A 16,774-nucleotide genomic window follows, 5' to 3' on the forward strand; every position below is an offset into this window, starting at 1 on the left:
GGCGGCGAGCACCGAAGGAGCGGTGGCCACCGTGGGACCGGCAATGATCACCACCCTCGTCACCGGAGCGCTGGCCGGCGGCTGGACCGTTCTCGCCGTGGTCTTCGTGGTAGCCGCCGCGCCCACTCCGGCGCTCTGCCGCCGGGCGTTGCGGGGGCGGGAGGGCCCGGGTGGCGGCCGAGCCGGTGCCCTGCGGCGTACGGGGCCGATGAGCGGTGCGCCTCGTCGCCGGACCGGGACTACCGGCCGAGGTGGAACCGGATGGTGGTGCCGTCCGGACCGGTGTGCACCCGGACCAGGTCGGTGACCCGATGCACCAGCAGCAGGCCCCGGCCGCCGATCTGACCGGGCGCGGCCGGCCGCCGGCCGGCGAGCGGATCGCTGAGGCGGCCGCCGTCCTCGACCTGGCACAGCACCTGCCCGGCCCACTCCCAGACCCGCACCGTGCCGCGGCCGGCGCCGTGCAGCACGCTGTTGGTGGTCAACTCGGACACCGCCAGGGCCATATCGCCCAGGCGCTGCCCGGCGAGGCCGAGCCGCTCACCGGCCGCGACCGCGAACTCGCGGGCGAGGGGCAGACGTTCGGCATCGAAGGAGAAGGCGGGGATGCCGGCGGGCGGGGGCAGCGGCTCGTTGTGCGCCGCGGTGGCGCGCTCGGGGTCGTAGGCGTGGCTCGGGCGCTCCCGGCCGTCCTCGATGATCACCGGGTGGGTCAGCCAGGCGTCGGCGAGCGCGTCGGCGTCCAGCCGTCGGCTGTGGTACGGACACAGGATGGTGACCGCGCGGCCGCGGAAGGCCAGGTTGATCAGCGCCTCGTGCTGGACGCACGGACCGTACTCGGCCGCGGTGCGGCCGGCCCAGATGGGTTCGCCGATGATCCGCACCCGGCCGCCGGGGTGCCGGTCGGCGAAGTCCCGCAGCACCGCGGGGATGATCCGCCCGGGGTTGCGCCCGGCCTCGGTCATGTCGAGGAACCGCACATGCGCGCCATCCCGCCCGAGCGCGCTCCGCAGGAGCCGGAGGTTGGCGCCGGGGACGGCCACCGCCACCGGCTCGGCGGCGCGCAGGCCGTCGAGCACGAAGGGCAGGGTGCCGGTCAGATAGTCCTCGTCGTCCCGGTAGAACAGGGCCGGGTGGACGAAGGGGCCGGCGACGGCTTCGGTGCTCACCACGGCGTCACCCCGATCGCGGAAAGACAGGACCCGGCCCGGGCCGCCCCGGCGAGCGGGTGGGGGAGTGGTCTGAGGACCGCCCCACTCTACCCAAGGGGTGCCCGGTGCGACCGTGTGCACGTCCGGGAGGGGGGTGGGTGGCGGACCGGGGATAAGGTTGCAGCGGGAGCAAGGCGCAAGGTCGGCACCAAGGGGCCGAAGACGCTGATTCGGAGTGCACTGTTATGGGCGTGAATCCGGCACCCTCTCACCGCCGGTCCCGCGAATCCGCTCGGATGGCGTGCGAGGTGATCGAGCTGCTCGAGGTGCTGTGGGAGCGGGGGCGGGACGCCGTCTCCTCGTCCCCGGTGTCGGCGTCACAGCTGCGCGTGCTGTACAGCCTGGACCGCGAGGAGGGGATCAACCTCCGCACGCTCGGGGAGCTGCTGGGCTCGGCGCCCTCGTCCGTGAGCCGTCTGTGCGACCGGCTGCAGGCGCTCGGATTCGTGGAGCGCGCGCCCAGCCCGGTCAGCCGCCGGGAGCTCGAACTGCGGCTGACCAGCCACGGCAAGGCGTATCTGCTGGAGCTGCGGGCCCGCCGGGAGGAGGCCCTGCTGACCGCCATCGCCGCCATGACCCCGACCGCCCGCAAGGCGCTGCTGGAGGGGCTGAAGGGGTTTCAGGAAGCCGTGGACGAGACGGCGCCGATCCTCCGCCGGGGGGACGCCGAGGACGGCGCGGTGCGGTTCGCCTGAACCCTTCGCCGGGCGCGGGCCCGCATGCCGGATCGACCCATGCGCCACGGTCCGTCCCCCCGTCTGTCGTCGCCGCGGTCCGTCTTCGGCTGTCGTCGCCGAGGGTGCCGGAGGAGCGCCGCGGGTACCCCGGCGCGACCTCCGTGAAATGGTGTATCCGGGCACCAGATTCTTGTCATCCGAGCATGGTTGTCAAATGGCAACGATTTCCGGAGATTCCGCTTCAGGTGCCCCTTCGCCGGATTCTCCCCGTTCCCTCCGCCCGTACCAGTCGAGGCAGACCACCAGGGCGTCGTCGTCCAGCGGGGTGCCGAAGCGGAAATCGGCGAGCTGGCGCAGCACCGCCTGGGGTACCTGGGCCGGTGGCAGCAGCTGGGTGTTGCCCAGCGCGCGGGCCAGCGCCCGCTCCCCGTAGCTCTCGCCCGACGGGGACAGCGCCTCGTACACCCCGTCGCTTCCGAACAGGAAGCGGTCGCCGGGCTGGGCGGTGAAGTGCTCGGCGACGTAGACGGTGTCCTCGAACATCCCGAGCGGCAACTGCGCGTCGAACCGTACGGACTCCACCGAGCGCTCCCGCTGGCGCCACATCCGCGGCGACCCCGCGTCCACGACCTCCACGTCCCCGGTCGTGAAGCCGAACCGCAGCAGCAGTGCCGACACATGGGCCTCCCCCCGGTACTGGGCGTAGACCGCCTGGTCGGCCAGGCTCGCCTGATCGCACAGGCTCAGACCGGCGCGCCGCGCGTTGCGCAGCGCGCTCACGGCGAGGCTGGTCAGCAGCGACGCCTCGATGCCCTCCCCCATGCCGTTGGTGATGGTGAGCGTCAGATGGTCGGCCGAGGCGGACCAGTCGAAGTTGTCGCCGAAGATCGCGTACGCCGGCTCCAGATGCGCCCCGAGCGAGAACTCGGGACGCGCGCAGGAGCGGCCGGGCAGCAACTGCCACTGCATCTCGGCGGCCAGGGTCAGCCGGGTGGTGCGCCGGGCCAGGAGATAGAGGTCCGTATCGCGCTCGGCGACGAGGATCTCATGGCCCAGGGCCTCGCAGACCGCCTGGAGGTAGTGCATCCGGGCCCGGGCGTCCTGTTCGGCGGGCAGCCGTACGGACAGCACCCCCATCCGGTCGCCGCGGATGGTCATCGGCAGGTGCACGGTCACCGCGTCGTGCCCGCCTTCCCGGCCGTGCCCGCCGTTCCGGATGACGCACGGCTCCTGCGACCCGAAGGCGCGGCCCTGGGGGCTGCCCTGGATGGGCACCGGCTCGGCGCCGTAGACCCCCGGGTTCACAGCCTGGAGCGAGCGCATGGCGTAGTCCGCCATGAGGAGCTCCACCTGTTCGGCGCCGCACTGCTCGGCCAGGGCGGCCGTGACGACATCGAGCAGAGCGTGAGGCGGGGCTGTGCGCAGCGCCCGCTCGACCGTAGAAATTTTGTCCACATCGTCCTGCTTCTCGAAACGCGCCGGGGGCGCGGCGATGTGTGTGATCACCGCGAGCGCATTCTATGCACCATGGCGACAACAATTGTCGTACGGCAATTATCTCCGGGGTTCCGGTCGCGCGGAGCGGGTGCCCCTTCGTCACGCTCTTGATCGCCCGCTGTGGGTGGGACGTGCCGGGAGGCTCCCGCGCCATACCGCATTTGTCCGGCATTCGCTCATCTCTGTCGCGGTGGCGCTCGAACGTGTCAGCCTTCGGGTGGGTAGGTCCGTCCGTCAATAGTTGCCGGGCGGCAACTATGGCAGTATGGCGGCTCGGAGCGCCTGATCAGTCCCGGGCCGAAGGCTCACCGGCCCTTCATTCGGGGGCATCCGGTGGGCGGGACCGCTACTCGAGGGGCGGAGAACCATGGCGGTGAGTTCCGGCGCGGGACAGCGCACGGGGGCGCGTACGGCCGCGGGCCGCGGTGCCGGCACGGTCGCGGAGCCGGAGTTACGGCAGTTGCTGGTCGGCCTCACGGCGGTCAGGGACGGCGACTTCGGCACGCATCTGCCGACCGACCGGGACGGCCTCCTGGGGGAGATCGCCACGGTCTTCAACGGCATGGTCGACCAGCTGTCGCTGTTCACCTCCGAAGTGACCCGGGTGGCCCGGGAGGTGGGCACCGAGGGCCGTCTCGGCGGCCAGGCCGCGGTGCCCGGGGTGGACGGCACCTGGAAGGACCTCACCGACTCCGTCAACGCCATGGCCGGCAACCTGACCACGCAGGTGCGCGACATCGCCCAGGTCGCCACGGCGGTGGCCAAGGGCGATCTCTCGCAGAAGATCACGGTCGTGGCCCGGGGCGAGATCCACGAGTTGAAGAACACCATCAACACGATGGTGGACGAACTGTCCTCGTTCGCGGACGAGGTGACGCGGGTGGCCCGCGAGGTCGGCACCGAGGGCAACCTCGGCGGTCAGGCCACCGTCCGGGGTGTCTCGGGCACCTGGAAGGACCTGACCGACAACGTCAACGTGATGGCGTCCAACCTCACCAGCCAGGTGCGGTCCATCGCCCAGGTGGCGACGGCGGTGGCCCGCGGCGATCTGTCGCAGAAGATCACCGTCGAGGCCAAGGGCGAGGTGGCCGCGCTCGCCGGGGTGATCAACACCATGGTGACCACCCTCTCGGCGTTCGCGGACGAGGTGACGCGGGTGGCCCGCGAGGTCGGCACCGAGGGCATGCTCGGCGGTCAGGCGCAAGTGCCCCATGTCGCGGGCACCTGGAAGGACTTGACGGACAACGTCAACTCCATGGCGAACAACCTGACCAATCAGGTCCGTAACATCGCGCAGGTCACCACGGCGGTGGCCCAGGGCGATCTCACGCGCAAGATCGACGTCGACGCGCGGGGCGAGATCCTGGAGTTGAAGACCACCATCAACACGATGGTGGACCAGCTCTCCTCGTTCGCCGCCGAGGTCACGCGCGTGGCCCGCGAGGTGGGCAGCGAAGGGCGGCTCGGCGGTCAGGCCGAGGTCGAGGGCGTGTCCGGCACCTGGAAGCGGCTCACCGAGAACGTCAACGAGCTGGCCGGGAACCTGACCCGCCAGGTCCGGGCCATCGCCGAGGTCACCAGCGCCGTGGCCGAGGGGGATCTGACGCGCTCCATCACGGTGGACGCCTCCGGCGAGGTCGCCGAGCTCAAGGACAACATCAACGCCATGGTGGAGTCCCTGCGCGAGACCACCCGCACCAACCAGGAGCAGGACTGGCTCAAGACCAACCTCGCCCTCATCTCCGGGCTGATGCAGGGCCGGCGCGATCTGGCGGTCGTCGCCGAACTGGTCATGGACCGGCTCACCCCGCTGGTCGGCGCCCAGTACGGCGGCTTCTACCTCGCCCACGACACCCCGCGGGGCGTGGAACTGCGGCTGCTCGGCTCCTACGGACTGCCGGCCGGGAACGCCGCGGACGCCGGGGACCGGCCGGTGGCGTTCCGGCTCGGCGAGTCGCTCGTCGGGCAGGCGGCCCGCAGCCGCCGCACCATCGCCGTCGAGCAGCTTCCGCCCGGGTACGTCACCGTCTCCTCGGGGCTCGGCGCGGCCGAGGCGTCCAGCCTCCTCGTCCTGCCCATCGTGGTCGAGGAGCAGGTCCTCGGCGTCATCGAGGTGGCCTCGGTCGGCCGGTTCACCCAGGTCCACCGGGACTTCCTCGACCAGCTCATGGAGACCATCGGGGTCAACGTCAACACCATCGTGGCCAACGCCAGGACCGATGAGCTGCTGGAGGAGTCCCAGCGGCTGACCGCCGAACTCCAGGCGCGCTCCCAGGAGCTGCAGGCACGCCAGGACGAACTGCAGAACTCCAACGCCGAACTGGAGGAGAAGGCCGCCCTGCTGGCCGCGCAGAACCGCGACATCGAGACCAAGACCCGGGAGATCGAACAGGCCGGCCAGGAACTGGAGGAACGGGCCCGGCAGCTCACGCTGGCCTCCAAGTACAAGTCGGAGTTCCTGGCCAACATGAGCCATGAGCTGCGCACCCCGCTCAACAGCCTGCTGATCCTCGCCCAGCTCCTGGCGCAGAACCCGTCCCGGAACCTCACCCCCAAGCAGGTCGAGTACGCGGGCGTCATCCACTCGGCGGGCTCCGATCTGCTGCAGCTCATCGACGACATCCTGGATCTGTCCAAGGTCGAGGCCGGCAAGATGGACATCCAGCCCGAGCGGGTGCCGCTGCAGCGGCTGCTCGACTACGTGGAAGCCACCTTCCGCCCGATGACGGCGCAGAAGGGCCTCGACTTCCGCATCAGCGTCTCGCCCGCCGTCCCCGACGAACTCTTCACGGACGACTCCCGGATGCGCCAGGTGCTGCGCAATCTGCTGTCCAACGCGGTGAAGTTCACCGAGTCCGGCTGCGTGGAGCTGCGCATCGCGCCCGCCGCGGAATCCGATCTGCCCCAGGAGGCCCGAGGCCAGGGGCCCGTCCTGGCGTTCCGGGTCGTGGACACCGGCATAGGAATCGCCGAGCCGCACCTCGAGGCCATCTTCGGGGCGTTCCAGCAGGCGGACGGCACCACGAGCCGCAAGTACGGCGGCACCGGGCTCGGCCTTTCCATCAGCCGGGAGATCGCCCATCTGCTGGGCGGTGCGGTACAGGCCGCCAGCACCCTGGGCGAGGGCAGCACCTTCTCCTTCTATCTGCCCGTCGGCAGCCCCGACCAGGAACCGCGGGCCAAGGACGAGCAGAAGCCCGCTGCGGCGCAGTCGGCCGCCGGTGCCGTGGAGCAGCGCCATCTGCTGGTGGTCGAGGAGCAGCCGCACGGGCTGCTGGCGCTCCTGGCCGAGAGCGCGGTGGCCGAGCTCGCGGACGGCGGCACAGCCACCGGCGCGGTGCGGATGCGGACCGTGGCCGATCCGGGGGAGGTCGCAGCGGCGCTCACCGACGAGCCGTGCCACTGCGTCGTCCTCGGCCTCGACATGCCCGACGAGGCGGCCCTGCGCTTCCTCGACGAGCTGGACCGCGTCCCGGCCGCCCGGCACGTGCCGGTCCTGGCCCACCACACCCGGCGGCTGGACCCGCACGGGAACCGGCGGCTGACGGACCGTTTCCAGGGCGCGCGGTGGGAGCTGCTGCCGAGCCTGGACGAGTTGCGCGAGCGCATCATCCTGCATCTGACGGCCGGCCGGCCGGCCGGCCGACGTCCTGCCCCTGGTGCAGCCCGGCGCCGCCACGCGGCCGGCCGCCGCGGGTACGGGCGCGGACAGCGACCTGGCCGGGCGGGTGGTGCTGATCGTGGACGACGACACCCGTAACGTGTACGCGCTCACCGGCATCCTGGAGCTGTACGGCATGTGCGTCCTGCACGCCGAGAACGGGCGCAAGGGGCTGGAGATGCTGTCCCGGCACGAGGCGGTCGAGCTGCTGCTGATGGACATCATGATGCCCGAGATGGACGGTTACGCCGCCACCGCGGCGATCAGGGGCATGCCCGAGTACGCCGATCTGCCGATCATCGCGGTGACCGCCAAGGCCATGGCGGGCGACCGGGAGCAGACACTGGCCGCCGGAGCCAGCGATTACATCACCAAGCCGCTGGACGCCGATGAGCTCGTGGCGTGTGTGCGCCGCTGGCTGAACCGGTGAGCGGGCGCGAACCGAGCCTGGACGCGCTGGCGGCAGCCATCGAGCGACTGGGCGGCGAACTGACCGCCGCGCGGGAGGCGGCGGACGCGGCGGCCCTGATCGGCATCGCCACCGGAATCCTCGTCGAACGCGGCCACGGCGGCCCGACGGAGGCCGCCCGCCATCTGGAGGAGCTGGCCGGGGCCGCCGGGCTACCGCTTCCGGAACTTGCCGCCGACGTGGTCAACGGGGCGGCCGGGGACACGGTCGCCCGGGCCCTGCCCGGCGCGCCGCGGGGGCCCGCCGGCGCACGCCACGACGCTCCCGATGTTCTGCGGCTGCGGGCGGCCGAGGCCGGATCGCTCACCGGCGACGCCCAGACGGTGGTGGACACGCTGCTGGAGCAGGCGCTCGCCCCTTTCGGGGTGAGCGCGGTGGCCCTGTGGGCCGTGGCCTCCGGCGGCGCGCTGGTCCTCGCCGGACACGCGGGCTTTCCGCGCGGCGAGGGCGAGCGGTGGCGGTACGTACCGCCGGGCCTCGGGGTGCCCGCTCAGCGCGCCCTGACCGAACAGCGGGCGCACTGGTTCCCGTCGATGCCCGCCGACGCGGCGGGCATCGGCAGGCCCCAGGGTGGCGACGGCGCCCGTGCCGTACTCCCGGCCGAGACCAACGGCCGCGTCCTCGGCGTGCTGGAGGTGTGCTGGCCCCATCCGCGGCCCCCGCTGTCCGGCACGGTCAACCGCCAGCTGAACGCGCTGGCCGACCTGTGCGCCCACGCGCTGCCCGGCACCGAGGAGACGGCGATCGACGCCGTGGCGGACCCGGCGCTCCCGGTCGGCCCCGCCATGGATCTCGCCGAGGGCCTGCTCGATCCGGTGCTGGTCCTGCGGCCGGTGCTCGATGACCGCGACCAGGTGGCCGACTTCGTCATCGCCTATGCCAATCAGCGCTTCGCCGACCCGGCGGGCCGCCCACGCGCCACGATCACGGGCATGCGGCTGCTGGAGGCGTACCCCCGCACCGCTCGTGAGGGCGGCCTGTACGAGCAGGTGCTGCGGGTCCACGCGACGGGCGAGCCGTTCCGCGCGGAACGGATGTCCCTGCGCGTCCTGGTCGACGATGTGCCCCGGACCGGGCTCATCACCGTGGGCATCGGCCGCTACGGGGACGCGGTGCTGCTGAGCTGGCGGCTGGAGGACGAGGCGGCGCGGCTGGCCGCCCTGCTCGAACACGTCCAGCGGCTGGGCCGGATCGGCGGTTTCCAGGAGGACGCCGTCAGCGGCGAGATCCTGTGGAACAGGCATCTGTTCTCGCTCTTCGACCTCCCGCCCACCGCGCCCCCCGTGCCGGTGGAGCGGCTGCACCGCCATGCGCATCCCGATGACTCCGTGGCCATCGGCCGCTTCCTGCGCACCCTTCTGCACCACCGCCACGCCGCCTCGACCGCGTTCCGCATGCAGCGGGCCGACGGAGCCGTCCGCCACATCCGCGTCGTCGCCGAGCCGGTCACCGATCCGGCCGGGCACCTGCTCGCGGTGCGCGGGGCCTACCAGGACTTCTCCAGCCAGCACTGGACGGAGGTGGCGCTCGCGGCCACGCGGGACCGGCTCGCCGACACCGAGCAGGAGGCCGCGGAACGCAACCGGCTGGCCCTCCAGTTGCAGCGGGCCATCATGCCCTCGTCCCCCGCCCCGGTCGACATCGCGGGACTGCACGTGGCGGTGCGCTACCGCCCGGCCGAGGAGGGACACCTGGTGGGCGGCGACTGGTACGACGTCGTCGTCCTGCCCCAGAAGAAGGTGCTGCTGGCGGTCGGCGACGTGGCCGGCCACGGCATCGAGGCGGCGACGAGCATGGTGGTCCTGCGCAACGCGCTGCGCGGTCTCGCCGCGACGGGGGCGGGCCCGGCCCGGCTCCTGGGCTGGCTGAACACCGTGGCCCACCATCTCACCGAACAGGTCACGGCCACCGTGGTCTGCGGCATCTACGATCAGCCGACCCGGGTGCTGGACTGGGCGCGGGCCGGCCACCCGCCGCCGGTCCTGATCCACGAGGGCACCGCCGCCGCCCTGCCGCTGCCCGGCGGCATGCTGCTGGGCGCGGTCGCCGAGGCGACGTACGAGGAGCGCCGGCTCGCCCTGGTGCCCGGCGACCGGCTGCTGATGTACACCGACGGGCTGATCGAGCGCCGGGACCGCTCCGTGGAGAAGGCGCTCGAACAGCTCCTGGCCACCGTCGGCGCCGCCACCCCGGAACTCGGTGAGCACCTCGACGTCCTGCTGACGCACGCGCGCTCCGACACCGACGACGACACGTGTCTCATCGGCATCGACGTGAGCTGAGGCGATGACCCCTCGGTTCGAACAACCGTGCCCTATAGTGAAGCTGGGGCAATGAACGCGAGGTGGGCCGACCGGCGATGGACAGTGGTGGAGGGGTGGCTGACGCGTCGCGCGTGAGCTTCCGCTGGGACTCCACACGCCCGGTTGCCTCACCCGGGGGATTCGACGCCTTCAGGCGCGAGTGGCAGGCACGGCTCGGTGATGGCCTGCCGCTGACGACCTTCAGCCCGGCCACCACGGACGACTTCCGGGTCAAGGGCCGCGTCGTCAAGCTGCGCGACGTGGTACTCACCGATTTCCACACTGCGTTGCCCCTGCGAACCGCGCCCGGCCCGAACGGAGATGAGGACTGGGTGCAGATGTTCCTGGTGCGGCGCGGCGCATGGATCATCGACGGCTCGCCCGACAGCGGCACGCACACCGTATCCGGCGGGCAGTTCCTGCTCCGGCACGGAGGGCGGCTGGCGAATTTCGAGACGGCGCCCCACACCGTGGCGCAGAACATCATCCTGCCCGCCGGGGCGCTCAAACCGCTGCTCGGGGGCCGGACCATCAAAGGGCCGGCGGATGGGGCCGAGGTGCGGCTGCTGGTGGCCCACGCGAACATGGTCCACTCCACCGTCGCCGACTTGAGCCCGGCCGGTGTGCAGGCCGTCCGCGGCACGCTGATCGAGCTGGCCAAGGCAGTGGCGATGCGTCGCTTCGACGATGTGGAGCCCCTGTTGACTCCCGCGCTCGCCCAGGCCGCGAAGGACTTCGCGGACCGCCATCTCGCCGACCCCGAGCTCTCTCCCACGATGCTGGCGCGTGAGCTGAACGTCTCCGTACGCACCCTCCAGCGGGCCTTCGCCGCGACGGGGGAGTCGGTGACCGCCTACATCCGCCACCGGCGGCTGGAAGAGGCCCGCCTCGCTCTCACCGCGCCGTCCGGCCTCAGCATCTCCGAACTCGCAGCGCACTGGCACTTCGCCGACAGCAGCCACTTCAACCGGGCCTTCAAGAAGCGCTACGGCCAGACCCCCACCGAATACGCCCGGCCGACGGCCGTCCTTCCGGCCGACGCGGGATCGCCGCGCAGGTGAAGGCCGCACGTGATCTCGTCAGCTGGGGTCAGGGAGCGGTTTCTGCGGACCGGGCGGTGTCGGTGTCGGCGCCGGTCAGGAGGCGTTCGGTCCCGGTGACGAGGGACCGCAGAGCGCCGTACGCGTCGGTGTGCGGCGCCGTGTCGACCTGCACCACATCGGCTCCGGCCCGCAGGTAGTCCACCACGTCGCGGCCGGAGGTCACGCCGCCGCGCGCCGCGATCGGCAGGGCGAAACCGCGCTTGCGCAGCCGCCGGACGGCCGCGAGAACCGGTGGTACGGCCCCGGGCCCCGCACAGCCGTGGCCGGACGTCTCGCCCGGCTCCGGGCCGCCGGTCCGCGGGGAGATGGTGACGGCGTCCGCGCCACCGGCGATCGCGGCGTGTACCCGGTCCTCCAGGCCCTCACCGACGGCCAGCCTGACGGAGAGAGGAAGTTCGACCCAGCAGCGTGTCTCGGACGTGTAGTCGTAGACGCGTTGGGGGCTGTCGTCCTCCAATCCCGATTCCTCATCGACGCACGAGACACCGAGTTCCACCCCCGGGCAGCCGGTGATCTCGACCGCTCGCGCGAGCATGCCCAGTTCCGCCGGTGAGTCGGCGTGCACGGAGGCGATGACCGGCAGGGATTCGTCGGCCAAGGAGCGCAGCATCCGCAGCCAGTGGTCGACCGGGCGTCTGGAGCAGGCTGTGCTGCCCAGCATGCCGACGGGCAGCCGCAGGATCCGTTCGTCCGGGGCTTCGGGAGGACAGGGATGGATGGTCTGCGTGACAACGGCCCCCGCTCCCTGCGCCAGCAACCTCCGGATGGTGCGCTCCTGGCCCGTCAGACGCCCGGACCCCACGACCACCGGAGTCTTCGCCCGCAGGCCCGGAAGGGGAAAGTCGGGCACGTGGTTCTCCATCGAACGGCGGACTGCGGGACTCAGGGGGACCGGGGCACCGGGCCACTCCGGGGACGACCGGAAGCGGCGTGTGCCTCCCTCTCGAAGGCTAAAAGGCCTGTACCAGCGCGCACTTGAACCACAGCGGCATGCCGACAGAACATATGCGCCACCGGGGCCGCCGTTGCGCATGGCCTACGGTCGTCAGGACCGCACCAACGCCGTAGGAGGTCGCCCATGTCCGACATCGGTGCCCATCGCAGGCGGGTGACGCTGACTTTCGACAACGGGCCGACCCCGGGCGTCACCGGGGACGTACTGGATGTGCTGGCGGATCACCGGGCCACCGCCACGTTCTTCGTAGTCGGCACCCGGCTGCGACAGGCGGGCGGCCGGGCTCTCGCGGCACGTGCGGTGGCGGAGGGCCACCGCATCGGGCATCACACCGCCACCCACACCCTGCAGCTCGGCGCCGCCGAGGATCCCGAGGCGGCGGTGGACGCGGAGATCACCGCCATCGAGCCCGATATCGACGCGTTGGCCGGAACCAGCGCGACACGAGGCGAACGGCTGTTCCGGCCGTACGCCGGCGGCGGCGTCCTCGACGAGCGGGTGTTCAGCCCGGCGGCCGTACGGTACCTCCAGCGGCACCGCTACACGTGCGTGCTGTGGAACACCTTGCCGCGCGACTGGGAAGACCCCACGGGCTGGGTGGACCGGGCACTCGCGGGCGTGGCCCGCACCGACTGGGCTGTCGTGGTCCTTCACGACATCGCCACCGGAGCCATGGACCGCCTGCCGGCGTTCCTGGACGGGGTGGCCGCGATGGGCGCCGAGATCGTCAGCGGCTTTCCCGACGCGTGCGTGCCCATCAGGCAAGGCCGACCGCTGTCTTCCGTATCCCATCTCACGGCGGGAGTTGAGTGACATGCGCCAGAAGCTGTCCCTTCGCCTCCACCACCACGCCTGGACGGTCGACGATCAGGAAGCCACCCGGCGCTTTCACGAGGACGTGATCGGCCTGCCCCTGCCGGCCACGTGGAGCGAGGTCGAGGACCGGCGGTCCGCGCTGCTGACGGCCACCCCCGCCGCCGTGGCCCGGCTGCGGGAGTGGCAGGCACGGCGCGGTGCGCTGGTCCGCGAGCAGGTGGCGCGGCTGTCCGAGAGCGACCGGGCGAGCCTGGCCGCGGCCGTTCCGGCGCTGCGCAGACTGGCCGAGAACCTGCACGAGGAGGTGGAAGGGCCATGACCGACACCCAGGGAAGCACCGCTCCGGCCGCGTTCGTCTGCGACGGCCTGGGGTACGCGTTCGGGGAGATCAAGGCGGTCGATGACGCCGGGCTCACCGGCCGGGAGAACGTGGAGCTGTTCGCCCGCGTCTTCGACGTGACCCGCCGGGAGCGGGCCGCGCGCGTGGCGCGGGTGCTGGAGGCGGTCGATCTCACCCCGGCGGCCGACCGGCTCGCCAAGACGTACTCCGGCGGCATGATCCGCCGCCTCGAACTGGCCCAGGCGCTGGTCAGCGCCCCGGCTGCTGATGCTGGACGAACCGACCATCGGCCTGGACCCGATCGCCCGGACCAGCGTGTGGGAGCACATCAACGCGGTACGGGCCGCCACCGGGATGACCGTGCTGGTCACCACGCACTACATGGATGAGGCCGATCAGTACTGCGACCGTGTCGCTCTGATGCACCGAGGCCGGATCCACGCCCTCGGAACGCCCGGCCGGCTCCGCTCCGAGCCGTCGCACCGCGTCACGGGTCGGCTGAGGCCGCCGCGCTCACGCCGGACGGTCCGCCCGACCCCCTGGTGACCGCGCCGCGCGCCCGCGCCGGCTGGCGGATACTGCCCGCGCGGGTCGGCGCGATGTGCGTGGTCGAGCTGCAGAAGCTGCGGCACGACCGCACCGAGCTGTACACGCGGGCCGTCCAGCCCGCCCTGTGGCTGCTGATCTTCGGCGAGACGTTCACCCGGCTCAAGGCCATACCGACCGGCGGCACGCCGTACATCGACTATCTCGCACCCGGCATCATCGCCCAGTCCGCGATGTTCATCGCCATCTTCTACGGGATCCAGATCAGGCAAGGCCGTTCGCCGCGGGGGTGAAGGCGCTGATCCAGGCGGTCGTGGTGATCGTCATCGCGGTGGCGCTCGGGGTGGCGCTGACCTGGAATCCGCTGCGGCTCCTCGGGGTGGCCCTCACGGTGGTCCTGGGATCGGCCTTTTTCTCCTGCCTGTCGATGACCATCGCGGGGATCGTGCTGACCGGCGACCGGCTGATGGGCATCGGCCAGGCCATCACCATGCCGCTGTTCTTCGGCTCCAACGCGCTGTATCCGGTGGCCCTCATGCCCGGCTGGCTCCAGGCCGTCAGCACCGCCAATCCGCTGAGCTACCAGGTCAACGCGTTGCGCGGACTGCTGCTGGGCACTCCGGACCACCTCGCACTCGACTACACCGTCCGGGTGCTGGCCGCGGCGGCCGGTATCGCGGCGGCTTCCTCGCTGCTGGGGCGGCCGGCGCGCTGACCCGGTGCGCACCACCGGCCCGGCAGGCGCCCCGGCGTCGCGCGGGTCTCATACTCGAGCGGTAGCGAGCACTCCTCCTCCGGGAGGACAGGGCCACGTCCGTCTGGTGTGCCGGCACCAGGCGGCAGTGCCAGCACCGGCACGATGCCTCGGGACGGCTCTCCGGCCAGGCTGGTCTCCTACCCCCACCCAGGACTGGAGATCCGTTTCCCGTGGCTACCTTGCTCTATCGGTTGGGCCGGACCGCCTTCCGGCGGCGCTGGCTCGTGACGTTGTTGTGGGCAGTGCTCCTCGGCGCCGTCGGTCTCGGCGCCGCCAAGGCTCCGGCCGCCTCCGACGACGGCACGTCCTTCCTGCCCGGCATCGAGGCCCAGAAGGCCTTCGACCTGATCGGAGAGCGTTTTCCCGGCTCGGACGCCAACGGTGCCAACGCGCGGATCGTGTTCGTCGCACCCGACGGGGAGAAGGTGACCGCGGCCGGCAACCGCGCGGCCATCGAGGCACTGGTGACGCAGGCCGCCGACGCGCCCGAGGTCGCCGGGGCCGTGAACCCGTTCACGGCGGGTGCGGTGAGCAAGGACGGCTCCACCGCCTACGCCACGGTGAACTACCAGGCGAAGGCCCGCGACCTCACGGACGCGGACAAGGCCGCCCTGGAGAAGGCCGTCGACACGGCTCGCGCCGCGGGCCTCACGGTCGAGGTCGGAGGCAACGCCCTCGCCGAACAGCCCGCGGCGGGCGGCTCGTCCGAGGCCATCGGCATCGTGCTGGCCGCCGTCGTCCTGCTGATCACCTTCGGATCCCTCGCCGCCGCCGGTCTTCCCCTGCTCACCGCCGTCGTCGGCATCGGGATCAGCATGGCCGCCATCATGGCCCTGGGCAGCGTCTTCGGTCTCTCCATGACCACCGGGACGCTCGCCACGATGCTCGGACTCGCGGTCGGCATCGACTACGCCCTGTTCGTGGTCTCCCGTTACCGGGAGGAGCGCGCGAACGGGCACGCCCCGCGCGAGGCGACCGGCCTCGCGGTCGGCACGGCCGGTTCCGCCGTGGTCTTCGCCGGTCTCACGGTTGTCATCGCGCTGGCCGGTCTGACGGTGGTCGGCGTGCCGATGCTGACCAAGATGGGCCTGTGCGCGGCGGGCGCCGTGGTCGTCGCCGTCCTGATCGCCCTGACGCTGGTCCCGGCCCTGCTCGGCATGTGGCCCGACGCCGTACTGTCCCGCCGTACCCGCAAGGGCGGCCCGGCGGCCCAGCCGACCGGCAACGGCGGCTCCCGGTGGGCGCGTTTCGTGCTGCGCCGCCCGGTGGCCGTCCTGGTGGTGTGCGTCGCGGGCCTGGGCGCCCTGGCGCTGCCCGCCGCCCAGTTGGAGATGGGCATGCCGGGGGCGGAGTCCAAGCCGGTCTCGTCGACGGAACGGCGCGCCTACGACGCCCTCGCGGACGGTTTCGGCGCGGGCTTCAACGGACCGCTGACGATCGTGGCGGACGTCAAGGGTGCCCCCGACCCCAAGGGGGCCGTGACCGCGATCGCCGAGGAGATCCGCGCGACCCGCGGGATCGTGTCCGTCTCGCCCGCGCGGTTCAACCCGGCCGGGGACGCGGCGCTCTTCTCGGCCGTCCCGGCCACCGGCCCCAACGACGAGCGCACCAAGGACCTCGTCCAGAGCATTCGCGCCGAGCGCGCGGATCTCGAACGGGACACCGGGGCGACCTTCGAGGTCACCGGCAGCACCGCGCTGGACATCGACGTCGCGCAGGCCCTCCAGGACGCGCTCGTGCCCTATCTGGCCGTCATCGTGGTGCTGGCACTGATCCTGCTGCTGGTGGTCTTCCGTTCCGTGCTCGTGCCCGTCAAGGCGGCCTTCGGGTTCCTGCTGTCGGTGCTGGCCGCCCTCGGCGCGGTCGTGGCGGTCTTCCAGTGGGGCTGGGGCGCGGAACTGCTCGGCGTGGAGCAGGCCGGTCCCATCATGAGCCTGATGCCGATCTTCCTGGTGGGCATCGTCTTCGGCCTGGCGATGGACTACGAGGTGTTCCTCGTGGCCCGCATGCGGGAGGCGTACGTCCACGGGGACCGCGCTCCCCAGGCGGTCGTCACCGGCTTCCGGCACAGCGCGCGGGTGGTCGTCGCCGCGGCCGTGATCATGATCGCGGTCTTCTCCGGGTTCGTCGGCGCCGACGAGTCGATGATCAAGACCATCGGTTTCGGCCTCGCCGTCGCGGTGCTGTTCGACGCCTTCATCGTCCGCATGGCGCTCGTGCCCGCGGTGCTGGCGCTGCTGGGCGACAAGGCGTGGTGGCTGCCCCGCCGGCTCGACCGGCTGCTGCCCCGCGTCGACGTCGAGGGAGCGGGGCTCGCGGCGTCACCTGGACCGGGAGCCGCACCGGCGGGCGACGAGCCCGTGCCGCGGGAGACGGCCCGTATCTGAGGCCTGTACCCGAGGCCCGTGTCCGAGGCCCGTATCGCCGGTCGCGGTGCCG

At 72.0% G+C, this 16,774-nt stretch carries 9 protein-coding genes and 3 pseudogenes; 9 read left to right on the forward strand and 3 right to left on the reverse strand.

Annotated elements, in window-relative coordinates; all coding sequences use genetic code 11:
• Window positions 1–239: 239 nt before the first annotated feature.
• Window positions 240–1,169, reverse strand: coding sequence for an anti-sigma factor RsbA family regulatory protein (locus ACFZCY_RS19395; protein ID WP_391173896.1), 930 nt, complete (start codon window positions 1,167–1,169; stop codon window positions 240–242).
• Between the two features lie 227 nt (window positions 1,170–1,396).
• On the opposite strand from ACFZCY_RS19395, the gene ACFZCY_RS19400 reads away from it, so the two are divergent.
• Window positions 1,397–1,906, forward strand: coding sequence for a MarR family transcriptional regulator (locus tag ACFZCY_RS19400; RefSeq protein WP_361472109.1), 510 nt, complete (start codon window positions 1,397–1,399; stop codon window positions 1,904–1,906).
• Window positions 1,907–2,098: 192 nt separating this feature from the next.
• Here the strand turns inward: ACFZCY_RS19400 and ACFZCY_RS19405 are convergent, their stop codons facing one another.
• The gene (locus ACFZCY_RS19405; RefSeq protein ID WP_391174403.1) at window positions 2,099–3,343 is read right to left on the reverse strand and encodes a SpoIIE family protein phosphatase; all 1,245 of its coding nucleotides are present in this window, start codon (window positions 3,341–3,343) and stop codon (window positions 2,099–2,101) included.
• A gap of 409 nt (window positions 3,344–3,752) precedes the next feature.
• On the opposite strand from ACFZCY_RS19405, the pseudogene ACFZCY_RS19410 reads away from it, so the two are divergent.
• The 3 genes and pseudogenes from ACFZCY_RS19410 (at window position 3,753) to ACFZCY_RS19420 (ending at window position 10,879) form a co-directional block, all read left to right on the forward strand.
• Window positions 3,753–7,476, forward strand: a pseudogene (locus ACFZCY_RS19410) (HAMP domain-containing protein).
• Window positions 7,473–9,797, forward strand: a complete 2,325-nt coding sequence (locus tag ACFZCY_RS19415; RefSeq protein WP_391173892.1) for a SpoIIE family protein phosphatase — start codon at window positions 7,473–7,475, stop codon at window positions 9,795–9,797. Before ACFZCY_RS19410 ends, ACFZCY_RS19415 begins: the two are co-directional and overlap by 4 nt.
• A gap of 95 nt (window positions 9,798–9,892) precedes the next feature.
• Window positions 9,893–10,879, forward strand: a complete 987-nt coding sequence (locus ACFZCY_RS19420) for a helix-turn-helix domain-containing protein (protein WP_391173889.1) — start codon at window positions 9,893–9,895, stop codon at window positions 10,877–10,879.
• Window positions 10,880–10,907: 28 nt separating this feature from the next.
• Here the strand turns inward: ACFZCY_RS19420 and ACFZCY_RS19425 are convergent, their stop codons facing one another.
• Window positions 10,908–11,771, reverse strand: coding sequence for a glutamate synthase-related protein (locus tag ACFZCY_RS19425; protein ID WP_391173886.1), 864 nt, complete (start codon window positions 11,769–11,771; stop codon window positions 10,908–10,910).
• A gap of 228 nt (window positions 11,772–11,999) precedes the next feature.
• Here ACFZCY_RS19425 and ACFZCY_RS19430 point away from each other — a divergent pair, with 228 nt between their 5' ends.
• The 5 genes and pseudogenes from ACFZCY_RS19430 (at window position 12,000) to ACFZCY_RS19450 (ending at window position 16,722) form a co-directional block, all read left to right on the forward strand.
• Entirely contained in the window at window positions 12,000–12,689 is a 690-nt protein-coding gene (locus tag ACFZCY_RS19430; RefSeq protein WP_391173884.1) for a polysaccharide deacetylase family protein, read from the forward strand.
• Between the two features lies 1 nt (window position 12,690).
• Window positions 12,691–13,011 (forward strand): hypothetical protein, encoded by a 321-nt coding sequence (locus ACFZCY_RS19435; RefSeq protein WP_391173881.1) that lies wholly within the window; start codon window positions 12,691–12,693, stop codon window positions 13,009–13,011.
• 83 nt (window positions 13,012–13,094) lie between these two features.
• A pseudogene (locus ACFZCY_RS19440) lies at window positions 13,095–13,500 on the forward strand (ATP-binding cassette domain-containing protein); the annotation flags it as partial.
• A gap of 71 nt (window positions 13,501–13,571) precedes the next feature.
• Window positions 13,572–14,293: pseudogene (locus tag ACFZCY_RS19445) on the forward strand (ABC transporter permease).
• A 212-nt stretch (window positions 14,294–14,505) separates the two neighbouring features.
• On the forward strand, window positions 14,506–16,722 hold the full coding sequence (locus ACFZCY_RS19450) for an MMPL family transporter (RefSeq protein ID WP_391173879.1): 2,217 nt from the start codon (window positions 14,506–14,508) through the stop codon (window positions 16,720–16,722).
• Window positions 16,723–16,774: the final 52 nt, after the last annotated feature.

The sequence above is a fragment of the Streptomyces sp. NPDC007983 genome, assembly GCF_042958345.1.
Taxonomy (GTDB): Bacteria; Actinomycetota; Actinomycetes; order Streptomycetales; family Streptomycetaceae; genus Streptomyces.